Annotated in this window: 20 protein-coding genes and 1 pseudogene; 3 read left to right on the top strand and 18 right to left on the bottom strand. The window is 50.5% G+C overall.

What is annotated here, in order from left to right:
* Positions 1–32: 32 nt before the first annotated feature.
* The gene (locus H6G62_RS20140; protein WP_190498473.1) at positions 33–809 is read right to left on the bottom strand and encodes an SDR family oxidoreductase; all 777 of its coding nucleotides are present in this window, start codon (positions 807–809) and stop codon (positions 33–35) included.
* Positions 810–1201: 392 nt separating this feature from the next.
* Between H6G62_RS20140 and H6G62_RS20135 the strand changes: the two genes are divergently transcribed.
* Entirely contained in the window at positions 1202–1531 is a 330-nt protein-coding gene (locus H6G62_RS20135; RefSeq protein WP_190498472.1) for a hypothetical protein, read from the top strand.
* A gap of 716 nt (positions 1532–2247) precedes the next feature.
* Here the strand turns inward: H6G62_RS20135 and H6G62_RS20130 are convergent.
* The 8 genes and pseudogenes from H6G62_RS20130 to H6G62_RS20095 all read right to left on the bottom strand — a co-directional run bounded on the left by H6G62_RS20130 (position 2248) and on the right by H6G62_RS20095 (position 9558).
* On the bottom strand, positions 2248–2475 hold the full coding sequence (locus H6G62_RS20130) for a hypothetical protein (protein ID WP_190498470.1): 228 nt from the start codon (positions 2473–2475) through the stop codon (positions 2248–2250).
* A 2-nt stretch (positions 2476–2477) separates the two neighbouring features.
* Positions 2478–3368, bottom strand: a complete 891-nt coding sequence (locus H6G62_RS20125) for a DUF4388 domain-containing protein (protein ID WP_190498468.1) — start codon at positions 3366–3368, stop codon at positions 2478–2480.
* Between the two features lie 74 nt (positions 3369–3442).
* The gene (locus tag H6G62_RS20120; RefSeq protein WP_347239391.1) at positions 3443–3982 is read right to left on the bottom strand and encodes an ATP/GTP-binding protein; all 540 of its coding nucleotides are present in this window, start codon (positions 3980–3982) and stop codon (positions 3443–3445) included.
* Between the two features lie 52 nt (positions 3983–4034).
* Positions 4035–4757, bottom strand: a complete 723-nt coding sequence (locus tag H6G62_RS20115; protein WP_190498463.1) for a PhnD/SsuA/transferrin family substrate-binding protein — start codon at positions 4755–4757, stop codon at positions 4035–4037.
* An 82-nt stretch (positions 4758–4839) separates the two neighbouring features.
* The gene (locus tag H6G62_RS20110) at positions 4840–5211 is read right to left on the bottom strand and encodes a roadblock/LC7 domain-containing protein (protein WP_190498462.1); all 372 of its coding nucleotides are present in this window, start codon (positions 5209–5211) and stop codon (positions 4840–4842) included.
* Positions 5212–5277: 66 nt separating this feature from the next.
* The gene (locus H6G62_RS20105; RefSeq protein WP_190498460.1) at positions 5278–5832 is read right to left on the bottom strand and encodes a protoglobin domain-containing protein; all 555 of its coding nucleotides are present in this window, start codon (positions 5830–5832) and stop codon (positions 5278–5280) included.
* Positions 5833–7589: 1757 nt separating this feature from the next.
* Complete coding sequence (locus H6G62_RS20100) at positions 7590–8579, bottom strand: hypothetical protein (RefSeq protein WP_190498458.1); 990 nt, start codon at positions 8577–8579, stop codon at positions 7590–7592.
* Positions 8580–8668: 89 nt separating this feature from the next.
* Positions 8669–9558: pseudogene (locus tag H6G62_RS20095) on the bottom strand (IS982 family transposase).
* 109 nt (positions 9559–9667) lie between these two features.
* On the opposite strand from H6G62_RS20095, the gene H6G62_RS20090 reads away from it, so the two are divergent.
* Positions 9668–10210: an O-acetyl-ADP-ribose deacetylase gene (locus H6G62_RS20090; RefSeq protein WP_190498456.1), complete on the top strand. Its 543-nt coding sequence runs from the start codon at positions 9668–9670 to the stop codon at positions 10208–10210.
* A gap of 261 nt (positions 10211–10471) precedes the next feature.
* Here the strand turns inward: H6G62_RS20090 and H6G62_RS20085 are convergent, their stop codons facing one another.
* Positions 10472–10885, bottom strand: a complete 414-nt coding sequence (locus tag H6G62_RS20085; RefSeq protein ID WP_190498455.1) for a hypothetical protein — start codon at positions 10883–10885, stop codon at positions 10472–10474.
* A 260-nt stretch (positions 10886–11145) separates the two neighbouring features.
* On the opposite strand from H6G62_RS20085, the gene H6G62_RS20080 reads away from it, so the two are divergent.
* Positions 11146–11301 (top strand): hypothetical protein, encoded by a 156-nt coding sequence (locus H6G62_RS20080; protein WP_190498453.1) that lies wholly within the window; start codon positions 11146–11148, stop codon positions 11299–11301.
* Positions 11302–11681: 380 nt separating this feature from the next.
* Here the strand turns inward: H6G62_RS20080 and H6G62_RS20075 are convergent, their stop codons facing one another.
* From H6G62_RS20075 to H6G62_RS20040, 8 genes are all read right to left on the bottom strand, one after another.
* Positions 11682–12176: a protein-tyrosine phosphatase family protein gene (locus H6G62_RS20075; RefSeq protein ID WP_190498451.1), complete on the bottom strand. Its 495-nt coding sequence runs from the start codon at positions 12174–12176 to the stop codon at positions 11682–11684.
* A gap of 254 nt (positions 12177–12430) precedes the next feature.
* Positions 12431–13000, bottom strand: a complete 570-nt coding sequence (locus H6G62_RS20070; RefSeq protein ID WP_190498449.1) for a hypothetical protein — start codon at positions 12998–13000, stop codon at positions 12431–12433.
* A gap of 76 nt (positions 13001–13076) precedes the next feature.
* Positions 13077–14375, bottom strand: a complete 1299-nt coding sequence (locus H6G62_RS20065) for a formylglycine-generating enzyme family protein (RefSeq protein ID WP_190498447.1) — start codon at positions 14373–14375, stop codon at positions 13077–13079.
* Between the two features lie 44 nt (positions 14376–14419).
* Entirely contained in the window at positions 14420–14722 is a 303-nt protein-coding gene (locus H6G62_RS20060; protein ID WP_190498446.1) for a hypothetical protein, read from the bottom strand.
* 434 nt (positions 14723–15156) lie between these two features.
* Positions 15157–15969 (bottom strand): DISARM system phospholipase D-like protein DrmC, encoded by an 813-nt coding sequence (gene drmC / locus H6G62_RS20055; protein WP_190498444.1) that lies wholly within the window; start codon positions 15967–15969, stop codon positions 15157–15159.
* A 5-nt stretch (positions 15970–15974) separates the two neighbouring features.
* Positions 15975–17900, bottom strand: a complete 1926-nt coding sequence (locus H6G62_RS20050; protein WP_190498442.1) for a DUF1998 domain-containing protein — start codon at positions 17898–17900, stop codon at positions 15975–15977.
* 25 nt (positions 17901–17925) lie between these two features.
* Complete coding sequence (drmA, locus tag H6G62_RS20045) at positions 17926–21348, bottom strand: DISARM system helicase DrmA (protein ID WP_190498440.1); 3423 nt, start codon at positions 21346–21348, stop codon at positions 17926–17928.
* A 64-nt stretch (positions 21349–21412) separates the two neighbouring features.
* Positions 21413–23203 (bottom strand): type IIL restriction-modification enzyme MmeI, encoded by a 1791-nt coding sequence (locus H6G62_RS20040; RefSeq protein WP_199325140.1) that lies wholly within the window; start codon positions 23201–23203, stop codon positions 21413–21415.
* Positions 23204–23295 lie beyond the last annotated feature (92 nt).

The raw sequence follows: 23295 nt of genomic DNA, 5'->3' as shown, positions 1-23295 counted from the left end.
CCACTGGGGTCTCCCAAGGCATGACGGGTGTCCTACAGCCCTGGGGTTGTCTGCTCAAACAAGGCGTGAAAATCCTCGGTGACAACGGCTCCAGGGGTGTCCGCTGGCTTGGAAATGAGGTCAAAGGCTTTATTACGGGCACTGGGCGCTCGCAACGCCTGCACTACCACCTCGGCCACATCCGACCGGGGAATCGCGGTCGGGATGCCATCAGGTGGATGGGTCAGCCATTCATCATCTTTGCCCACCAATAGCTCGCGCTGCCCCCCTGGCTGATCCTGCAACCCCCCAGCCCGAATGATGGTGTAGTCTATCCCTGACTTGATTAGGTCAGCTTCGGCCCTGCGCTTCCAGATCAAAATGTTGCCATTGGCCATACGGTTGAGCGGGTGTTGCTCATGGGTGCCGCCCATCGATCCAACCAGAACAATATGCTTGACCCCTGCTGCCCTAGCCGCGTCAATTTGGTTGACCTGGCCCTGATAGTCCACCTGCTCTGGGGTGCCGCCCTCTGGATAGATAAACTCAGGCCGCTGTCCTGGCAGGGGCGGGGCTTTCATCTGGGGAATGGCGCTGGTGAGAATGACCAAGGCATCACAACCCTCTAGAGCGGCCTTGAGACCATCGGGATTGCAGACATCGCCCAGGTAGAACCCGTCTGTGGTGCCAAATAACTCCCTCACCTTGGCTTCAGAACGGGCATACCCTTGGACGATAAACTCCCCTGGCCGCTGCTGGAGCTTTTGAACAACGATAGCGCCCGTGCGCCCCGTTGCACCCGTCACTAAAACCTGGAGAGGAGTGGTCATGGCTGCCTTTGCGAATGGTTGAAAGCCTGCTCACCACTTTACTCTGAATGCTGTGTTGGCTAGGTAGTACAACGTAACCACCATGACGCAATCTACGGTCATCCCCAGGACAGCCCATGAAAAAACCCTAGGCCATTTGGCTTAGGGCTAGCGGGGGTAAAGTGTGCTAGTACAAGCTAGCCGTATTGTTCTGAAGTTCACAGCGGCGGTCATCGTGGTTAGGATGACAAGACAATCCCGCAAGCCTCCAGGACAGTACATCGTCCCAGCAGCGGAAGCCAGGGTCGAATCCTACGAGACACCGGGATAGCTTCGATAGCGCGATACTTGGCCAACGACCAACCCGCCTACAAGGGGTAGCATAGGTTCAACCAGCCTGGGAAGGTGAGGCCATGTTATTAGTCTGGGTGCGCCTGTTCCATACCCTCGTCTTCGTGGTGATGTTCGGGTCTATCCTATTCCTGCTGTACGGTGGCCTGACCAACCAACTCACGGTCTGGACGGCGATCACCTTCGGACTCATCAGCATTGAGGTCGTGATCTATGCTGCCCACGGCTTTCGTTGCCCCCTGAGAACCTGGGCTGAAGCCCTCACCCCCACAGGTCAAGCCGTTCAGGACATCTACCTACCACCCTGGCTATCGGCCCGTGTTGTGGCCATCTCTACCCCGCTATTGGGGGTAGCCTGCCTGCTCTTGCTGGGGCGGTTGCTGACTAGGTAATCATGCAAGAAGGGTGGAATGTAAGTAGGCACTGGACAGTGCTGTAGGACGGCCTTCTAAGACACCTGGACATCGGGCGTGGCCTCCGGGCAGCGCTGCTCCTGGAGAATGGTTACGCAAGGACTTCGAGCAATGGGCAATCAAGGCTCATGCTTTTAGAGGTCAGTGGGAAGACCAGTCCTAATGTCGGTATCATCGGGACATTCCCATTTAAGATCACCATGCCAAATCTGCTCAAATGTCCACCGTGTTTCAGGGCTGATGTTCTTGTCTAGGAACTTAATGGCCTTGACATGCTGGGGTAGAGATGGGTCAAAATTTTTGGCCACATTCAAGAGCATTAAGTGGGGCACACTCGCTGGTTCGCCATTAAGCCAAATTTCATTAAAATTATCCAATATATTTGGAGACGTTAGAGTACCTCGAAAAATACAGATCTTCTTGAGGCTGGCTACAAAGTTCCATGGGTTTTAGGCTCTTCGAGTTCGTAATAAGGTAATTAATCGAGGTGCCCGTTAGACGATACTCTCTCTGCAAAAAGATGATAGCTAGACCAGGGTTCTGAACCTCGCCAGCATTTAAAAGACGCCTGTAGTCCTGGAAAAAATCTAGAAGAGACATACTATACTTTCATCGCTTTACTACTCAATAGTAATAAAGCAAATCAGCCAGTGGGGACGCTGCCATAAAAAGTAACCCCTGTGTACAGGACAGTCCTATGGAGATTTCTGGAAAACGTTCTCCCTCTCAAAACTCTCCCCCTCCCCCCATTCCACCAGCGGTACCAGGGCGATGAGCCACAGGGCCTGGGCCTGGTCGTAGGGCAGATTCAGGGAAAGCCAAATCCATAGGGTGGCGGCAAGACCGGGGGGGCTGGTGACTAGATCGGCCAGCTTCAGCAGGCTGAGACAGCCTTGCAGCAATCGCAGGGCGTTGGGGGGCATGGCTACACCTTGCCTTTGAGAAAGCCAACGAGATTTTGCAAAAAGGATTGGCTGATGGGGGCGGCTCCTGCCCCTGATTTAGAGGAGGTGTTGGAGTCGGAGGTGCCGTGGTGATCGCGATCGTGAGCATGGACATCGTCTAAGTCCAGGGCTGATGGGGGTGGGGCCGCCATCATGGGCATTTCTTCGGCCAGACCGGTAACAATTAGGCGAAAGGCAATTTGCTGGGTCTTGGCGATGGGCAGGTTCAGATGCTGGGCAACTTCCTTCAGGGCCATGGTGCCTTTGGTATATTCCCACACCTGCCATTCGTTTGGGTTGAGGCGCAGGTTGGGCTTGCCTTCGACCACGCTGACCAGGGCCGACGAAGGGTCGGGTAGTTTTTCGTCTAGGGCCTGCCAGTCTTTGAGTGCCCGCAGCCCGGCCAGGGTCACGTCGGTGGCGGTGGCGATCAGCCCGGTCATTTCTGCCACTGGCAGCGGAGATTTGGGATCAAACTGGAACCAGCCATCGGGCAGGGCAAACAGGGCGCACACCTGACGCATCACCTGGGTATAAAACAGCAGCTTGAGCTGTTCGGCGGTGAGTACCTTCTGGTTTTTTAGGCATAACCCGAGGGGAATGTGACTCTGACAGGTTTGGGCCAATCGAGAGACGGCGAGATCGCCCATCCAACCTCGCTGAGCAATCAGCCGCATCAGCCCCTGTTGGTCGAGGCTATTGCCAGCGGCGACAATCTGCCCCTGGCTAAACCAGATATGGTGGTTGTGGCGATCGGCGCTGGTGTGGTCTCGCAGGGTGCAAATGGTAAGCAAACCTGTTTTGCTGCCCTGTTCCAGCATTTGGAACAGTTCAGGCAGAGAAAAATCGGCTAAATATCCGGTGACAGTCATGGGGGTTATCCCTTTCTGTAGGCGAGGGGGTAAATCGGGCGGGCGGGGGGTCTAACGCCCCCTCGAAAGGGCCGTTAGGCGGAAGTGACTAAGCTGTTGTCCCAGGAGTATTGCACTAGGGCAATGACGGCTTGGGCCACCGACGCCGACTCGTTGGCGTTGACGCTGACCACGGGGGGACGGCAGGTAGGGTGGGGGTAGCCCAGGGCCAGGGCAATGTTGCTGGCATCCCAGGCCCCAGGGCAGTCGGTGTGGGTCAGGCCAATGATCATCGGCACGGGCGATCGCTGCTTCATGAACATCATGATGCGGCGGGCCTCACGAAACTCGTGGGGCCGATGGGCCGCAACCAGCAAAATGTAGGCGTGGGCCTTTTGAATCAAAATGTCCCACATGAAGTCGAAACGCGACTGGCCGGGGGTGCCGTAGAGGTGTAGGGCCATGTCGGGGCCAAACTGGAGGCGACCAAAGTCAAAGGCGACGGTAGTACGCTTTTTGATCAGGAGGGCCTCGTCGGTGGCGCGGCGGTCGGTATCAACCACCTCAATTTCGCTGACGGATCGAATAAAGGTCGATTTACCGGCCCCCACAGGGCCAGTGACCACTAAACGCATGATTTCCATGGGTGGGCGGAGGCAATGAAGAACAGCGTTAAACCGCGACGGGCTAGGCGACGAGGGCCTGAATGGGGGCTAGATCGGCGGGGGTGACCCCTTGCCAACCGTCGATGTGCAACGTTTGCAGGATCTCTTGTCCCTTGGGGTCGGTGGCCATGGTGGTCAGCAGGGTGGCTAGGGTATCTTTGTGGGCCATGGCACCGGGGCCGATGGCAAAGGTGTGGAAGGCCAGCTTTTCGTTGGAGGTGGCGAAGGCGTTGACCATCGACTTGGTTGACTGGGCCATTTGGTCGTAGGTGTCTTTGTAGACAATGCCGTAGGCGGGGGTGCCCTTGGCCACGGCACCCATCACACTCAGCCATGTGGGGCGATCGACCACCTCAGCTGGGATAATCGCCTGGCGATGCAGAAGTTGTAGGGCTAGTTTGCTGGCCAGCATGGAGCTTACTGTGGCGATCGCGCCGCCATCGATCAAGGTGAGGCTGGGGCTGTCTATCGACGGGTTGGCGATGAACACCACTTCGTCAGACTGGCCGATCACCCTGGCAATCGGGCAAAAGCCATGGTTGGCCGTTAGGGCAACGGTGTCACTGGGGTTGACGTAGATCAGGTCGTTCTGGGCCATGCCCTGGTGAAATTCGTCAAAATCTAACGCGACCGCAAAATGTACAGGGGTCTCTAGGCGCTGGCTGAGGTACTGGGCAAAGCGAAACCAGCGATCAGGTTCTTTGGCGGTGTCATGGGGGCAGACTCTAAATTCTAGGGAGCTCATAGTTTTTCTCCTGGGAATTGGTAATAAGCAGAGTAGGTCGTCGGCTAGCCGGGGGTGGCCCACTCTGCCGGGGGGGCAGGCATTACATCAGCACAGCTTTGAGATCGACGAGGGTGCGCTTGATTTCAAGCAGCAGCAGGCCCTGCTTGGCCGCCTTGTCGGCTAGCACCAGAAAGACGGCATCTTCGCCACAGCTGGTCAGAATGCCATAGCCTTTGTCGCCTTCTACGTAGATGCGATCGATACCACCCCGAGCGAGTTCACTACCAATTCGTTCTCCTAGGGAAAGCATGGCAGCCGACATGGCCGACACCCGTTCTTCATCCATGCCACCGGGTAGGGTGGCGGCTAGGGGTAGGCCGTCGGGGGTGACCACTGCGGCCCCTTGAATGTCGGTGGTAGAGGTAACAAAGCTCTGAAGAATGTTGGTGAGTTTCTCGGTGCTAATCGCCATGGTAATCCTCTCTTTTTCTAGGCAAAAAATCAGTTAAACACAGTAAAAAACGAAGCGTTGACCGGGCTACATGGCCGCAGCGCCAGTCTTAATCAGCCGTCTAAACAGCCCCTCAGACCAGCCGGTTTCTTTGAGTACCGCCGCTGCCGATACCTCAATGTAGGCCTGTTCGATAAAGGCCAGATCAACCATGCAGATTTTGCTGAGGGCATCGCGCAGCGACTGATCTTTGCCATCAGTTTGGGCGCGCTTACCGGCCTCATGCACCACCACAGCCATGGCAGGCACGACGTGCTGTGGCCCAATGCCAATGCGCACATGAATGAGCCCGATGCGCCAACGACGTTCTGCATAGTCACTGCCCCAGCCATCCATGCCGGTAAACATTTCATGGAACCAGGACGCAAAGGTTTCGCGCAGCCGATGAACTCTACCCTCAGACTCGTTGAGAATAGCGCTCATTTCAGCATCTCGACCGAGATATTCATAGAAATAGTCAGCCATTTCAGCCGCAATTTCTAAACTCCAGTCGGCGGCGGTTTGAAGAACTGTTTTATCATCGGCGCTAAAGTCAATACGCGACACCATCTTAGACATAAACTCAGTTGGCTCAAGGCTCATGGGGTTAATCCTTAATGGATGTCTTTGGTCAACATTCTTATTTTACTGCTTTAGCCCAGGGGGTGATATAGCGTGAATACCTAAGATCTGGGAATCTGGATGTTTTTTGGTTGATCGACAAAATAATCGAACTTCCTAAACTTTAGTAACAATTTTGAGCGATATTTTCTGCGTTAGGGAAGCCACTGTTCTCTTAAACTGGAGACAAAAATACATCTGCTTAAATAAAGTTTTGTAAACGACTTGGGCAAGCCTGGGGGTGTTAATGTCGGCCAAAAAGCTGGCGTAAGGGTTTGCGCGATCGCACTTTCGCAACCTCCGAATTGTTTATTACGGGATTATTCAGCTTAGATATAATTCGTAGGGTTAAATGTAGTGCTTTGTCCGCGATGGGGGCGTTACTTGAGTCAGGGTTTCGATTATAAGCATCCACATTAGCGGTTAAATGTAGTGCTTTGTCCGCGATGGGGGCGTTCCCCTAGGCGTTTCTTCCCGTCGCTGCCGCCTGCGGTCGAAGAGTCTAAGTATTTGTTTGCGTTAGTTTAAGCAAATCCTGGCTTGGACTCGGTCTACGATGAGTGAATTTACGGATAGTTGCGATACATTACTTCAAATAGTCCGGGTTTGAGGCCGTGCCGCGCCCACCGGGATCGCCAGAATGTTGGCCAGAACGCTTGGAGTAGCGTTTATAGTAGGATGCGATCGCTGCATGCTGGATGGCAGCAACGCCGATAGCGGTAATGACTAGACCCGTAAGAGTTGTCAACTAAAGGCGGTTAGACCCATGACTCGACGACCCAGGGCCGATGAAGGGGTAGACTTGGCCCCCTATATAGATCACTGGGTAACCGCCGCGATCCTTCGCACTAGCGCCCTAGGCGTTCAGAGACTTCCATGGGCACATCCACTGCAGATCAAAGCAGCCACATTCTATTGGGCACCTCGAAAAGTCTTGCCTGACAAGGGATTATCTTTTCAAACGTCAAACAGGATTGCTATGGATTAAATCTCCTCAATATGAAACAAAGGGCGCATCATAAATTCCAATCACAAGACCGTTGTTGTTCTCTATAAAGGAAGCAGCCCTAAACTCTGGGTAGGTCTGCACCCATCTAATTCTTCCCTCTTCCCAATTAGAGCCTTGAGAGCGCACTAGACAATCATTGCTCTCCTGGTCTACACAGAAGGCTTCTGCTGAGTAATTATCGGGAAATCTTACTCTGACTTGATAGCCATTTATGCCTTGAAGGACGGAATCATAGATATCCAGTTGACATCTCTGGCGGCTACTCGCTGGGGTTCTCTGGCAGTTCACTGTCATTGATTGAGCTAATGCAGAGATGGGTTGCAGTAGCACGAAACCCGACAACATTGAAATTGCCAGTCTTAGTGTTTTTTTGAAGACTAAAGCCATTTAATTTAGATCCTGTTAGTTTAGTTAGCATAGCCAATGCCAAGAGTGTCTTGTAAGACCTGCCTTACGCAGTCAATTTTAGCACCCTGACTGCCTGACACATCTTTGGGAACCCTTGATTTCTCGTGGGGAACGTTAACCCGACAACCCCTTCAGCCAAGCCTCCCGGCTCCGACCTAGGAACTATGGGCTTCAGCTCAAAGACAACGTATTTTCAAGGCTTTCGAGCTAGATATTTTCCCTCTTCTGCCCAATACCCATGATGAAAGGATCGCCGCATTAGATTCACGCCCAACTCATCAAAACTGTTAAAGGGCATCCTTTCATAACAATTGATGCGGCCCTAAAACTGGGATATTAGCTCTTTAATTGCATCGTTTGACCGTCGAAAACTAACGATATCAACTTCTAAATTAAAGATCTTATAAGCGTCTAGAGCGTAACGGATAGCATCTGTAATCCACGACATAGAATTACCAAAGACACCTCCTCCCAGCAGCGTTAGGTAGACCCTAGAATTCCCCGTTTCCCTAGCATTCAGCAGTCCCGCACACAGGGTCGCTTCATAGGAAGCTTCCAAAATCAGTCGAGCAAAACTTTCCCAAAGTGCTGAAGGCTGCTGACTATAGGCCACCGGCAGCGCTGAACAGTAAGCCTGGGTCACGGTATGGTGGGATGGGCCAAGGGTCACTTCTGTATTCCACTGAAGGCCAATGCGTAGTAGTTTTTTCAGGTCATCCCGTTCTGCGTCATTACAGGCATCGATAATCCGGCTAATCTCCGTCAATCCCTCCCTAGAAGCTAAGGCATAGCCGTTGCGCATTTCCCAAAGACGATTATCCCTGTTGCCAAGCGTTTGACCCAGATCCGAAAGACAGTCAATTTGACGATCCACCGTTTGGCCCAATTGACCGTCAAGATCGGCGAAGTAATTACGATAAATCGTGCCAGCCCCAGCCGCAATTGCGCAGGCTGGCCCCTGGGTTGCATCATACTCATAGCCTGCAATTCCTTGTTCTGGGGTAACGTTGGGCGATACCATTTCGAGCAAGTTAAACTGTGACGCCACCTGGAATAATGCACCAGCATTGGATACCTCTTGATGCATGGCCTGCACATTGCCAAGCTTCTCACGAACGGAGATCTTACCAGTTGGCTGAATCTCAGCAATTACTCGGCCTCTCAATTCAGCCAAGGATGCAATTTCTAAACGGCCACAGATATATTTTTTGTCGTTCACATGGGATTTTAATCGTGTGCCATCCACTGAAATATGACGGCGCACTTGTTCTGGAGACTCTTCCCGAAAACCCGTCAGATCCTCAAACCACATAAGTATTTTCTCAATGCTTGCCCGTCGTGAGCACCAACTATAGCAATCCTAGCTGAGTTACGCGATGTACAACTAATCCAGCAGGGAGATCACTGAGTAATAATATTGCTGAACTGGAGCCAAGGGCGTCCCTGCTGGTGGTTCAAGCAAATCATCACGGTATGGGCCAAAATTTTCCGGGCTAAGCGACTGGTCAGATGCCACAGGTCACGACTGGAGACCCGCTCAATGTCAAACCAATGGCACAGATGGCCAATGACGGTTTCAACGCCCTGGCGGTGATGACTCAACAGGCGATTAAAGTTAGCGTCGTAGGTGCGCATCGTTTTCCGCTGAGGCGTTAACAACTGAAGGCCTTGGTGGCCCAACTGAGTCGTTAGGCTTTGGCGACTATACCCTTTATCGCCGAGCAGCACCCCTTCGAGGCCCACGACGAGTCCAGAACATCGCGCTCGTCACGGTTGGCTGGGGTCACGGCGAGACCAAGAACAGCCCCTTGAGCGGTGATGAGCAGATGCCCTCGAAACCCCCATAGAAGGTAGCGAGTTTAGTGGCCGAGCGGCCAAAACTGGCACTTCCCTAAAACCCTCGAGCCTGGGGTGCCCGCTTAAAGCCACAGACGGGCCTGGGGAACCCGTCGATTAGATAGAGGTCTTACTGGTCAGCTCCTAGGGCTTGAATCAGTCGCTGATGCAGCCATTGTTTGTACTGCCAGAGGTTCGCGGCTTGCCGGATATAAGGTGCTGCGATGACCGAGACCGGGAAACCAGTCCCGCCAATGACGACGAAAATACCGCCCAATGGCGCTGTCATCGGGATGCCCCAGAAATTCTCCCACCATTTCCAGCGTCAGGACTTCGCTATCCCTGAGACCGGGGGCAAACCCCCGACGGCGAGGGGGATAGCGGGTCAGTAACGATTCGAGATGGGCGTCAACACACAAATAGACCACGATGATAAACTCGTCGATGTTGAACATGGTTTTGTCTTCATGAAACCGCTATACCCTTTGATAGCTCTAGCATTTGAAGACAAAACCCTTTCTTCAGAATTAGTTGCACATCGCGTTAGTTGGAAGGTTTAAACCCATGCGTGCCTCAGATTCGTTGGAACACATTTTGGTGGTTCAGGGCGATATTACTCGTCAGGATGTCGATGCAATCGTCAATGCGGCCAATGAGTCTTTACTAGGCGGCAGTGGTGTGGATGGAGCCATTCACCAGGCGGCGGGGCCAGAGCTGCTGGCAGAATGTCGTCGCCTGGGCGGATGCTCAACTGGGCAGGCCAAAATTACCCAAGGCTATAATCTCCCGGCCCAGTGGGTGATTCACACCGTAGGGCCAGTATGGCGGGGCGGCCAGCACCATGAGGATGAAAGGCTGGCTAGTTGCTACCAAAGTAGCCTGACCTTAGCGGTTGAGTACAAGATTCGTACCCTAGCATTTCCAGCGATTAGCACTGGTGTCTACGGCTTCCCACTAGAGCGGGCTACTCGGATTGCGATTGCGACTGTAAACGTCTTTCTAGACCAGTCATCTGTGATCGAACAGGTCAGGTTTGTTTGCTTTGGGGACGAAGCCTATGAGGGCTATCAATCGGTGTTGGCTGATACGTTTGGAAATTCACGGTGAGTTTGATTCTCAGTCAAGGTTGCCCAGAGACTCAAGATCTGTCGCACTGGTGGATACCAAAGACCTTACCCCCAGCCGCGCCGCTGTCACAGGAAGCTGTGAATGTCCGTACGATGTGGATTCAGCGGGCCGTTTCTGTGGGGGCCGCTCCACCTACTAGCCGTTCTGGGGGAGAGCGGGGAGTGTGTTTGCTGTAGCCTGGAGCGCCTGAAACTAAGGGCTTCTAGCAAAAATGGCTGATGGTTCTCCACCGCTGTAGATTTACCGCTGATCAAGCCTTTCTGTGATCCGACCATGGATAACATCAGCAAATTGGATACCATCAGCGAAAGCACTCCTGCTGATTTGAACCATAACGCTATCGCCTTGAACGACACGTATCTTGTTCACCTTGAGGCGACCAGACAAAGACGCAGATACGTGGAAAGTTCTGTCTTTTATCTGAACAGAAACTTCATATTTTTCTGATGTGATCTTTAAGACTTTTCCTACGACAGTCACATAGTCACCCGATTCTGAAAGCATGTTGTCTCTCTTAAGCATGTTACCTCTCTTAAATTTGTGCGTTTGGCTTCGATTACAGTAGTCTTCGACCCAGGCAAACCGCGCCCCGTCCGCTTCCTGGGGTGGGTCGATGCGATCTCCAAGGCTGATGGGATTCAGGTCGTCAGGCATGGCCATGGCCCCAGGTGGGCAGTGACAGCATAGCCCAAGGGAGGCCACCCACAAAAAAACCGCCAGAGCGGCGGGTGTGGTGTAGTGATTGGAATACAAAGCTGATGCCAGAATACTCTAGCTGAGAGGCTTTCGGTGATTGACTTGGGCAGTACACCCTAAAAAATCATCGTCAACCTGCGGAATGTCAGTTGGTTTATACTGAATAGGGAAACTATCGTAGCTACTGTTGAAGAATACAAAGCATTAGAAAGGTAAATATGGATATTGGGAAGCCAAAGATTTCAAGGTTATTAGCTGAACTGATTCAGCCTATTGAACCAGAAGACAGGCGAAGATTCATTGAAGATGCTAAAGAAGCAAAGGACATGGAGGCGTTTTTAGAAAAATATAAGACCTACAAGAAATATATGTAGGGAGCACCTCAATTAATTACCGTATAGCGAACATGAAAAGCCTGAAACCCCTGAAATCTCGTAGCTACTCCCACGAAGATTTGGATTTTTCGAGGTGCCCTAGGCATTATAGCGGTTCCTGATCGAATGAAGGACAGGAGGATCCTTGCTGGATAAGGGTTACAGGTCTCTGTACGTACCTCATGCCACCGAGAACCGCTATTAAAAAAAACTATTAGGGGATTTCATTGTTAAATCGGTAGACGGGTACTTGGCCATGAGTAAGTTGAATGGAGTGTCGGCTGAAAAATACTGACTAGACAGGAGAGGTAGAACAGATTTGCAGCACTTCCGGCTCTCCTCTCCTCCCAGGAAATAGGCTGGGGGTGAGATCTTGATCCTCACTGACCCACGGGCCAGGTCTTGACATAGCGTTGTTGGGCCAAGGTTTCTGGGGATTGTTTGAAAGCGGACTTGGCACATTGCTGCCATGATTGCTGCAAGCGTTCCCAGGCGAGGGAGCCACCCATCTGGCGAGCCAGCCAACAGCCCACCACCGTACCCGTGCGGCCTACACCACCCCAACAGTGGAGGTAGATCACCGCTTCGGCAGCCATAAGTTGATCCAAGGTATCGAGGATACGCACCATCTCGGCGGGAGACTCCGGGATGGAAACATCGACAATGGGAAACCGATAGTAGGCCGCAGGGTGGATAAAGGCTTCGTAGGGTAAGAGTTCGCCATCCTCGGTTAAGTCCACAAAGGCGGTGACTCCCGCCGCTAGGATGGCCTGAACCTTGGCTTCGGAGGAGGCATGATCTTTGTTCCGTGGGTATTCTCCGGCTAGGAATTTGCCTTCTTCAACCCAGTAGCAATTCTCAAAAGGACGCTGCATTCAATCTACTCTCAGAGACAACAGAATTTAGCTATCAGGAGACCGAGACATCGGGATCTGGTTGACTGAAAAAACTTACGAGACCCCAGATCCACCCAAGGGTAAGGAGACCTGAGCCCCACATTATCAAAATCCTGTAGGGGCGCGGTTTCCGCGTCCGACGCAGGATTTTTTAGGCTTGCGGCCCACATTGCACCTGATGGGTAGTCGGTGGGATGATCAAGTCCCGGCCAGGGCAGGTGCGGTACTAAGCTTTAGAATCTGATATGAGAAAACGCTTCCTCTAGTAATTGCATTTCCTCGTTATTCCAAGACCAAAGATGTTCTCCTTGTACACCACAGCGATCACCCCATAAATCACCGGTTACATGAATGCGATAGCTTTCCTCTAGAACATCAGGATAATTCTCTTGAGCTTGTCTCAATAGATCCTCATCAATTTGCCGAAAATAACTCCAATGATGAATATGAAAAACGAATTCATCAACGATATTATTCTGACTCCATTCCTCAAACTCTTCGTGCATTAGGTAAACTAGATTATCTGATGGTTGCCTAATGATTTCCTTGGCCGCAACTAATCCTGGCATATTTGATGTAAATACAATTAAAGGCTCTGGATCAAAATCCATCACCCTTAAAGCCATGCGTTGATTGAGGATATCGCCTAAATGATTCCGATGCCAACTGATAAACTCCCCACCAATAATTTGATATTGCCATTCTTCCTCTGTTGATAAATTATGACGATCAAGAATGGGATTCTGGCAACGTCTAGCTTCAACGAAAGACTTTAGTGAGTTTGACCATTCATGCTTATTCATGTGCGTCATTCCTTAAAATAGAATAATTGAATTGCCATCATTGATAGCTCTTTATCCAGATGGAGACTCGGTTGGGCTATTCATCAAAGCTAAGATAGTCGATGGATTCATGTACTCTCCTGACCTCAGCCACACATTCAGCTAAGCGCGGCTGATAGACTCTCTGCCATCTATCGTAGAGGCCAGGAAAATATACCGTCTTATATTCGTCTGGAATATCAGAAGTGCAAAGCAGGAAAAATAGTTCCCGAAAGGCACGCCAGTAGGCACTATTGTAGGGTTCATAAGCGAGATCCCACTTACAAAGAGCCCGCTGTAAAAGGAAAAATTCTGTTAGTAACTCTAACTTTGTCGCCTGCCACTGGCCTGTCTGAAGATACCGCTCAGTGATATCGCGGGGATACAAATCATGCGCTTCCCTATACTTGTGGCCATCAAAGCGTAGGGCGCAACAGATCAAGATATCCATTTCATCAAGAGGTTCAGTAGCAGAGGAGTCAGAGGATTCGGGATTCACAGCGCTAAACACCACACGTAAGCCAGTGTCATAGCTGAAATCAGGTGCTATTCTCCCACGAATCGCCGACCGACAGCTATCAGGGTTATAGTCGTAGGAGCCACCTCGCAGGATACGAAATGCATCCTCATCAGTAGACAACCAAGCACTACCGTCTGTAGGAGCTCCCTCATAGCTTTCATGCCAGTGGTCTTGACACCATTCCCATACATTGCCGTGCATGTCGTAAAGGCCGAAGGCATTGGCTGGAAATTGCCCTACATCTGTTGTCTTTTTGCGAGACTCCCCTTTGAGATCAGTTCCATAGGGACGAGTATTCTTACAGTTTGCTATCTCAGGCGTTATGGTTTGACCAAAATAGAAAGGTGTTGTGGTACCAGCCCGACAGGCATACTCCCATTCGGCTTCGGTGGGGAGACGATAAGACCGACCGGTATGCTGACTCAGACGGGCACAGAACTCGACAGCATCCAACCAGGAAGCCTTTTCTACAGGTCGATTACTTGCCCTAAATCGAGGCAGTTTACGCTGAACCTCTGGAAGCGCAGATACTACATTCCATTGAGTTTTTGTAATGGGATATTTAGCCATGAAGAATGGCTCAGAAAGGATAACCCTATGCTGTGGCCCTTCATTCATCTGGCGATCCAGTTCGCCTCGTGAAGACCCCATGACAAAGCTTCCAGATGGAACTTTCACCATAGCTAATCCTATTTTCTCGCTGAGAGATTCAACAAACTGCTGGGCAGTTCGGGGAGTCTGCCGGATACATAATTCAGCCTGCTCAAGGCTCACTGTAGCAGTTTCAAACTCAAACCATTCCAGGTTAGGCTCAAGATTCTTGGGGGAATGTTTCATCTTAGGAAAATTGTTTCACTTGTTGAGTGATGATAATCAATTCGTTAAATCACTGCACCTGCATAAGCCGCATCGCTTGAAACATCCCCCTCTCGCATCAAGTAGGAAGCTGCATCAAGCACGTTCATGGCCAGGGGTACATTTCCTTCAAAGGAAAGCTTTTTGTAAATCCCCATTAGGTTTACATAACATTGAGAATCTATTCCTTCCTTTGACTCAAGATCTAAATTTCCTGCCTTATAGAGCTTTTTAGCAGTGTCGAATACTTCTAGGAGACTCATGTCTCCCTCTTGAGCTAAATCAACGTACTTGTCCATTAGGCTTTTGTACAATGCTTTATCTTCCATTTGAATTCCTTCCTAGAACAGTTACGAGGGTAGATAACCCTACACTAAATCTTGCCATCTGAGTTTAGTAGACAACTCCATAATTTCTCTCAGCACAACTCTGACAAATGTTGCCATTATGCATCCACCCACGAGGTTTTCGCCTCGCACACTCCTGGCATACTTTAAAGTATTGACTGTTTTCCAGGATTGCTTGAATCTGTGCATCCACGTCCTGCGGTGGAGAGGCTTGTGGGAGCACTGAGGCTACTGTCCAGTGGGAGCGGGGTTCATGGGGGTGTGGCCAGGATATCTGACGAACCAGAAGACGAATCTTATTATCGTCTTGATTGACTTTGATAAATTCAGAAATCAGTTCTTCATCATTCATAGTTTAGACCTTGTTGGTGGATAAAGGTTATCTTCAATCATCGATACTACTCACTTTGCCCGATTTAGCTGGCTTTCAAATTGGGTAAAGGAAGTAACTGGCCATAGGCGACAAGGCTCTGAAACTGCTGTTGAAGTGCCTGAGCAACTAATTTATCTTTAATCAAAATCCCCGCCTCAATATTGCGATTATGAGCAGCTTCTGTGAAGTTGGCAGAGCTAATGAAAGCTATCGCTTCATCGATAATGACGCATTTTGAGTGAAGGCAAGATCGAGATCCATAGGAATCAGAGAGAGAACGAGGGTCATAGAATACCTCAGGCAATCGTTTACCGGGCCATATCTTGTCTCGGAAGTGATTGCTAAAGTCTCTGACTAATTGCTGAGGATTGTACGGATGATTAGGCCGCATCAGGTTTATAAAGAACTGTACGGTTAGTTTAGGATTATCATCCATACGATTTGCTAGCGTTTGGAATATGGCATCAGCTTTAGTTTTTTGGTCTATGGCATAGGTTGAAACTAAAACACTGTGCTGAACTAATTCAAAGAGTTCCTGGACGACAACCCGTGTATCACGACTGGCGGTTCCAGGGACTTCTGGCCCAGTCCAAACTAATTCTGGTGGAGGGCGATCTTGTAACCGCTGGTTCCGTTCCTGGGCGATTGATTCCAGTAGAGTTCCCACCTGCGCAAGAGTAAACCCTTGTGAGGTGAGATGATTTAGACTCTGAAGTATGTCAGGTAATAAAGCATCGGGGACATGCACGGTTAGATCGGCAGTTGTCAGCGGTAGGGTAAGGCGCTGGCTCCGCAAGGCTTGAGCTAGGGTCTGAAGACTAGACAAGCTCAGTCGATGTAGGGGTGCCGTATCCATAATCTCTACAACCCGCTGAGGTGATCTGGGAAGAATGCCGCCTTTGTATCAGCCACAGTGTTGACCACTAAGGCGCGATCCAGAAAATCGTTGCGGTTCTCGCAGGAGGTTTCTGCGATAAGTACGCACCCGTGACAGGCGGCACCATGAAGGAGACGATCCTCATCTATATTCGTGGGATCATGTTGAGCACAGATGGGATCGTTAGAGCAAAGCCTTCCCCGCTGTAGGGCTCGTCGTAAATGGTTTTCGATATTGTGCCCCAAGTTCACTAAACCGCCCAGACTGCCCTCTGATCCAGTGGTGCTGGTATAGAGAAGAATGCCGTAGCCCTTAATTTGAGATTCTTCGTGATCTCTGATCGCATAAATCCGTTCTTTGATAGCACTGGCTGAATAGCCACAATCTAGAGCGATTTCCGTAATCAGAAGATGGGAAAGGGTATGGAGCAGGATATAGGCTAAGCCAGGATATCTATTCTTACTCTGATCAAACCCCCGACTTTTAATCCATTTTTGGGAACCCTGCTGAAGTTCCTCATTTCGTTTCACGGCGTTGGGGCTATTAACCCAATTCTCTATAGCCTTTGTATCAAAGGCTAGAAAGATACCTTCTCCTTTATTTTCAATCGCTGGCACCCATTTTATTTCCTTGGCCAACGGCGCACGTCTGGGGTTGATATCTAAATCCCCAGCTTCTACATCTGGTAACGAAGACTCGAAGCGGGTAAAGCCAACCTGGGCAATCACTTCCCGTAGACGGTGGACTAATACGACCTGACTTAAGTAGGGTTGCCATTGCGGCTGAATTGAGTCTGGTGAACGTCTCGCTGCTTCAAAGTCTAGGTCATCTTTGCCCCGATTTTGCTTGGCTTCAGGGCTATTCTCTAGAGGAGCTTGCAGTAGGGCTTCAAGTTCAACGGCTTTAACCGAGGGGTCGGGGGAATCTGTCTTATTATCTCCTTCTCGACTCTGAAGTGCTTCCCAAACGGCTTCTACACCAAACTTAGCTAACTCAGCTAAGAAGGGAAGATTCAGCATTTGTTCTAATAAGGTTCGATCTACGCCTTTAAGTTGAGCCTCGAAACGATCAAGTGTTTCATAAAGCTCATGGGTTTTATCCGGGATGGAAATGACACTGAGCGTATGGGAAAAGTAGGCATTGCTGGCCGACCGGACTAACAGACGGTTGGGTTCAGGCTTCCCGGTTTCCTTGAGAGTGCCTGTTTTCTCATCCGAGACTCGGCCAATACACGTTTCCGTAGCATTTTTGAGCCAAGGCATATTTCCCTGACAATCTCCTAGAACATAGGCCTCTTTCAACTTGACCTGGGAAAGAGGGCGACGGGCACCACATTCACAGCGAACGAAGATCTCTTCAAAGTCGTTGCCAGATCCCGCTTCGTCTAACCACAGTTGCTTATTGCAATTTGTTCTGAAGTCTGCATGAACAAAGCCCTTCCAGTTAATATCACTGAGGTGTCCATTAACGCAAGCCTGGACAAAGCGGATAGGTACCCATTCAATAGGCTGATTATTGAACTTCTTATCGCTCTTCAGGGCATTCCAGTGGCGAAAAGGACGGGTTCTATATTTGCCGTTGGATTTATTAGCCTGACCAAGAAACCATTGAGGAAATACAAAGGCTTCAATGTGGTGCTGACGACTGTCATTATTGGAGTAAGGCTGAGGAGGGGTGAGCAACTCAAGGTTTTGCCAGCTTCCGGTTTGTTGCTCAATGAGCTTATTGACTTTATAGCGTAACCGTTCTTCGGTAATCGGCTTCTGGTTGCCATGCCAATATGACAAACCACTAATGACAACGGAACGTTCTGGTAAATCAACCATGGAACCAGGGCCAAAGGTCGTTAAGAGTTGACTTTGGCGAATTTCACCATCGGGGGGAATCTTGTTTTGTTTTTTCTTAGCCATTGTTTCAGGGAATTGGATAGAAGGATTAGTCTTGACGGTCTTGGCTGAAGGGGTCGGAAATGTAGAGCGGAACACTAAGTTCCACATCGCGTAGGCTGCGGGGTGCCTTGAATTTCTGACGCTCTAAGCTGGGTTTTGGGTCGGCAACCGCTAGTTCCATTGGATCGAGGAGCAACGGCCCTACTCCTTCAGTTTCGGATTTATTGTATTGAAGGCTTCCTTGATTTTCGTTCTGAATGGAGTCCCAGGTATCCAGGAGGTCAGTGACCCGATTACTGACATGCTGGGCTAACTCATCCAAGCTGGTATCGCCTTTACTGTGGCTTCCGGCTCGATCTGAAATTTGCTTGACTAGGGCATCGATCATCTGCCGTTGCTGGGTAATAGCAGAGGCTCCCTGGGGTGGGGTCATGGAGGAGAGGCCCAACCGGGCGATGGCAACGGTGACTGCTGCTAAGCCCCGATCCAGGGCACGACTAGAAAAGGGCGTCACACTGGTCGCTTCCACGGCACGGTAGAAGGTCTGATGCCAATATTGGAACCGCTCATAGTGGGATCGGTCACGGGGGCGGTGAATGTTCATCAGCGTCACCACCAGACCAGGCCGTTCTTTATCCCGACCCACCCGGCTAGAGCTTTGGATATACTCAGCAGCGGTTTTAGGTTGCCCCAAAATCACCATCAATCCCAGGCGCACAATGTCCAAGCCCACGGAAATCATATTGGTGGCGAGGGCAACATCTACCTTGTCCTTATCCGTGAAAGATAGAGATAATTTACGCTTCGTTTCAGCAATCTTGTTGGTATCTACCCTGGAGGTGAGTTCCTCTGGGCTATCCGCAATTTTACGTTTACTAAAGAAGCTGACCTCTTCATTAACTCGTTTACGGTCTTGGTAATTTCTGAGACGGGAAACCACTTCATCTTCCACAATGCGGCGGCTTCCCCCCAGTTCCCGTAGGGCGTTGAAGTAGCCCATCAGGGTCATGTAGGGGTCTGCTGGATTCTTGGCGTTTTTGCGGCCACCAGCTTGCTCCCACTGATGCTGTCCAGAACTCAGGAGAGCCAGGTAGGCCCGCAGCAGGACAACTTTAAGGCTACGCCCCTGGGCCGCTATACCCACATAGAGACGACCAGGTTCCTGCGGTGTGGCGGGTACCGTTTCAGCAAAAAAGGAATTATGGCGATCCGGGCCGGGGGGTGGAAAGACCTGGACTTGGTTGCGATTGAATAAAGCCTGAATCTGCGTTTGGGCACGGCGTACCGTGGCGGTGGAGGCAATGATTTTGGGCCGAATGGGCTTCGGGCCATAGGTGCTACACAACGCATCGACTGCTGTCTCATACAGGCCGACCATGGTTCCCAAGGGGCCAGAGATCAGGTGTAGCTCATCCTGAATGATCAGGTCTGGTGGGGGTAAACCGTCCGTGAGTTTCTGGCCTAAGGGGCTTTCATCCGCCGCACTGAAGAAGCCCTCATTGGGCTGATAATGGCTAACCTTGCCAAATAATTTCCCGGTTTGACCAAACCAGGGTAATCCGGCAAATTTATCGACCGTGGCGATCAGGAAACAGGGCAAGCGGCGATAGAGCGGCTCATCGACGGCGATGATCGGTAGCTGCTGATCGCTAAACTGGCAATCATAGTCATCGCACTGAACCCGAAGACTCTTAGGATTCTTCAGGTCTGGACTGAGGCTAAAGTTGCGTGGATCAAATTTTGTACCGCACCAAGGACAACGTTCGAGGGGAATCGGCGATCGGTTGCTTACACTATTGTCCCTGAACTTTTGCCATAGTTCGTAGGCTGTTCCTTCATTGTTTTTCTGCCCTTGCCCACCCATGCGGTTAGGCGTTGCACCAGAGCCCACCCAAAGTCCAATTTCAAAGGGCCACTCTCCCAAGGTTGGATCTTGCTGGCGCTCTAGCTCTAGGGCACAGATCAAACGAGCAGCCCGCTCCAGTTGGTCTAGGGTCAGCAGTCGTAGGGTATACCGCATGATGATACTCACCCCTGCCCCCTGGATGCCGGGATGGACGAGGCGACGGTACACCAGAGTAAAAGCAGCCAGACCTAGATAGGCTTCGGTTTTACCACCCCCGGTCGGGAAGAAGAGGAGATCGACAATGCCTCGATCCTCCGCCTCTGGCTGGGCGATTCCGCTTAAGTTGAGCAGAATAAAGGCGATCTGGAAGGGTCGCCATTGGGGAGGATCAAAGCTTTCGGGAGGTGATCCTTTCTCCTGGCTCAACTGTTGACGGCGGGCCTTGGCAATCACCTGGTTGGCCATCGTAAAGGCTTTGAAGGCGTGGGGGTCACTGAGCAAATCAATCCCCTGGTTCATTCGATGCTTGGCCAGCTCTGCCTCCTTGAGCAACTGCTGGGCCGTCTTTTGATGGTGGGCTGCCAGAGATGAACTCTGGGTCTTTTGCTGTTCAATCCAGACTTCATAGGCATGGATAAGGGGCCGAAGTGCGGCTTGCAGGGTCGCGCTATCGGCCATCCCCGCTAGGGTTTCCATGCCTAGGTCGATGCCTGGGATCTTGGATGCATCCACGCGAGGCACTTCATAGGTGGGAATCCAGGCGGTACGGATGGTTTGGCAACGACGAGGATCGCTGGAGTCTGGGGTGGCTACTGCGGCGACGTTATGGCCTACGGCAAACTCATAGTCGTTACGATATTGCAGGGCCGCAATCTGTTCATCGGGGTCGGTCTCTGTCCCTTGGTTGGGGTTACTGCGTGGGATAAATCCCTCGGGACAATGGAGTGTCAGTTGGGCTTGGAAAAGATAGGTGGCGTCCTTGTGATCCTTGACGCCTTTGCGATGGTTGACCAAAAAGATAGACAGGGCACGGGTGCCGTCTGGAAAGGCATCGTTCTCCACGGGACGGTTAATCACGGTTAGTTCCACACCTTCATGACCGACAACGGGTAAGGTGGTGGTGGTCTCCTGGGCATTCAGCGGAATGGGCATTTCAACGGCTTGATGAACCCGGCCCCACTGATAGGTTTTCTTAGATGACTTCTCTTCTTCCTCTGGATTATCCTGGGTGACTTCAATCGGGTAATAGTCTCCCCAGGTTATGGTTGCCGTCAGGGTGGTAACGGTATTGGGCAGCAGAAAACTTAGGCCAATCGAGGATGGAAACGGTACGGTACGAGCGGCAGCAATTTCTGGGTTAGCCCCATCCTCTATACCCTCTTTCTTTTCAAAGTTATTTTCGATCTCCCCACCGAGGTCATCCTCTAGGGCCAAGCTCACCTCCAGCGCAGCACCATAGGGAGCCAGGAAACCTGTAAGGTACCACTTACTAGGAGCCTGAGATAATAGCTCCTCTTTGTAGCGACCAAAGTAGGGAGAGGCAGGATCAGGGCCAACTAGATCAATCTGGAGCGCATCGAGGAGATTTTGACGAACTTCGGTGGAGGTAGTGGGAGGGGTCATGGGAAATTATCAGCCCTATAATTCTCAGATTTGATGTCAAGACAGGTATTTCGTTAGGCTATTTTCAGCCTGAAAAGAGGAGTTCTCCCTGTTGGTCTTCCTTGATGATTTCGCCTTTCTTCTTGGCAGTTCCTTTTTGCTTGGTCGTTCCTTTGCCAATAGCTTTGGCGTTTCCGTGAAGCCCTAGGCGTACTTCTTCGTCATAGCGTTTCTGGTTCAGATCCAAGAGCCGCGCTAATACATCATCATGGATGGCTTCGGGCCACTTGTAGCGCCAGGGGAGTTTGCCCCGTTTGGCCTGATTGCTTCGGACTAACACATCAAAGGCAGCGGCTTCCTCTGCCGTAGGGAAGAACAAATCGCCGGACTCTACTCGCTCTTGAGCTTGGGTGGGTAAATCTTCTGGTTCAGCGTCTAAATAGTCGAGGGCGAAGCCACAGGGAGTTCGACTACGCTCACTCCCTAAGATATCTGTCCAACCGTAGGCATCCAGGACAGCCCGATCCATTTGGTCGTGCAGTTCCCGCAGTTTGAGGATGTCTGGATCGTCTTCGTGGGGGTCGTGGAAGCGGTTATAGGTGGCGGTTAAGCCTTCGTTTTTCCGAACCATCAGGTCGGCGCGGTATTCGTAGTAGGCTTTGCCGATTTCTTCTAGGGCAGAGTCGGTTTCCCAGTTTTCGGGGAAGGGGAAGGTTTCTAAACAATCTGATGGAGTATAGCGAAGTCGATCTTCTAAAGAGGAAGAGAAAAAACGAGCCCAAACCTCATGAACTTGAGATTGAAAAATTGAAAAGACAGAGCTTTGAGAAAAGGTGATTACATTCAATGCATGTGAATAGACCCAGTCACTAGGCAAAAAAGCAAAACAAAACTGAGCGCTTACAATTGAATTAACTAACACACGATCCATGTCTTTTATTGAATCGTACAATTCACGGCGAACTCTCCAAAATCTCCACCATGGCCAATTGGCAATATCAGCAGATTTAGAAAGTCTTTCAGGTTTAACTTTTGCTTCAATGATATGCATTAAGTCGGGCCAATTCCAGGCTTCATCTTCGGACATTTCTCCAAAATTGATAATAAATCGATGATGTGACTGCGTCGGACTTGCATTTACCTCTTCACCTCCGATGAATGGGAAAATGCGTTCTTTATTCTTAGGATCTTTATCGATGAGAGCCTGCATTATCTCAATAGAGGTTGACTTTTCTTTGCCATCTTCAAAAAGAAATCCATCTCCGTAGTGTTTCACTCCGCTAAAAGCTCTGCCAGAGTGAAAGCTGAGCTTTTTAGGATCTTCATTGCCTCCAGCATGAAATAAGAAAGCTGTTATCTTTTGAACATTTTTCCCGTCAAGGCGATAAGGAGAATCTATCTTACCCTTATAAACGTGAATAACGCTCACAGCAACTGCTGCTAATCCAGGCCATTTCAACCTTTTATACGCTTCATAGATTGTTCCGCCATGTGCGCAGATCCATCGTAAGCCTGATTTTCGAGTATCACCTTGAGCAATGGTATTTGTAGCAATGAGTCCGCATGACCCAGAATCTCTAGTAAGATTGAAAGCCCTTCTAAAAAAGTAAGCTACAAAATCAGTCCTGTTCCCTGTTTCTGGAAATTGAGAAGTTATCCACTCAAGATATTCTTTTGAATATGCACCTGAAATCATAGTCCCACCTAAAAACGGCGGATTGCCAACGATGGCATCAAATCCTGGATTTTTGCGGTCAAACACCTCTGGAAACTCAATCTCCCAATGGAAGGGCGTTAGGGGCCGATCACTCTGTTGCAGGGAGGCCACAATCGCCTCCAATTCCGCCTCAGTCCCTTGAGCTAAGCTGTTAGTCATCTAAACTGCGTATAATACATTAAAATTCTGGAATAAGCCATGGGAGTCAGAAACTATCTAACGTCAGAGGAAAAGCAAGAGCTTCAGAAGCA

The organism is Phormidium sp. FACHB-1136, from assembly GCF_014697375.1.
GTDB lineage: Bacteria > Cyanobacteriota > Cyanobacteriia > Phormidesmidales > Phormidesmidaceae > Nodosilinea.
Note: the sequence above shows the minus strand (reverse complement) of the source record. Positions and strands in the feature narration are given on the sequence as shown.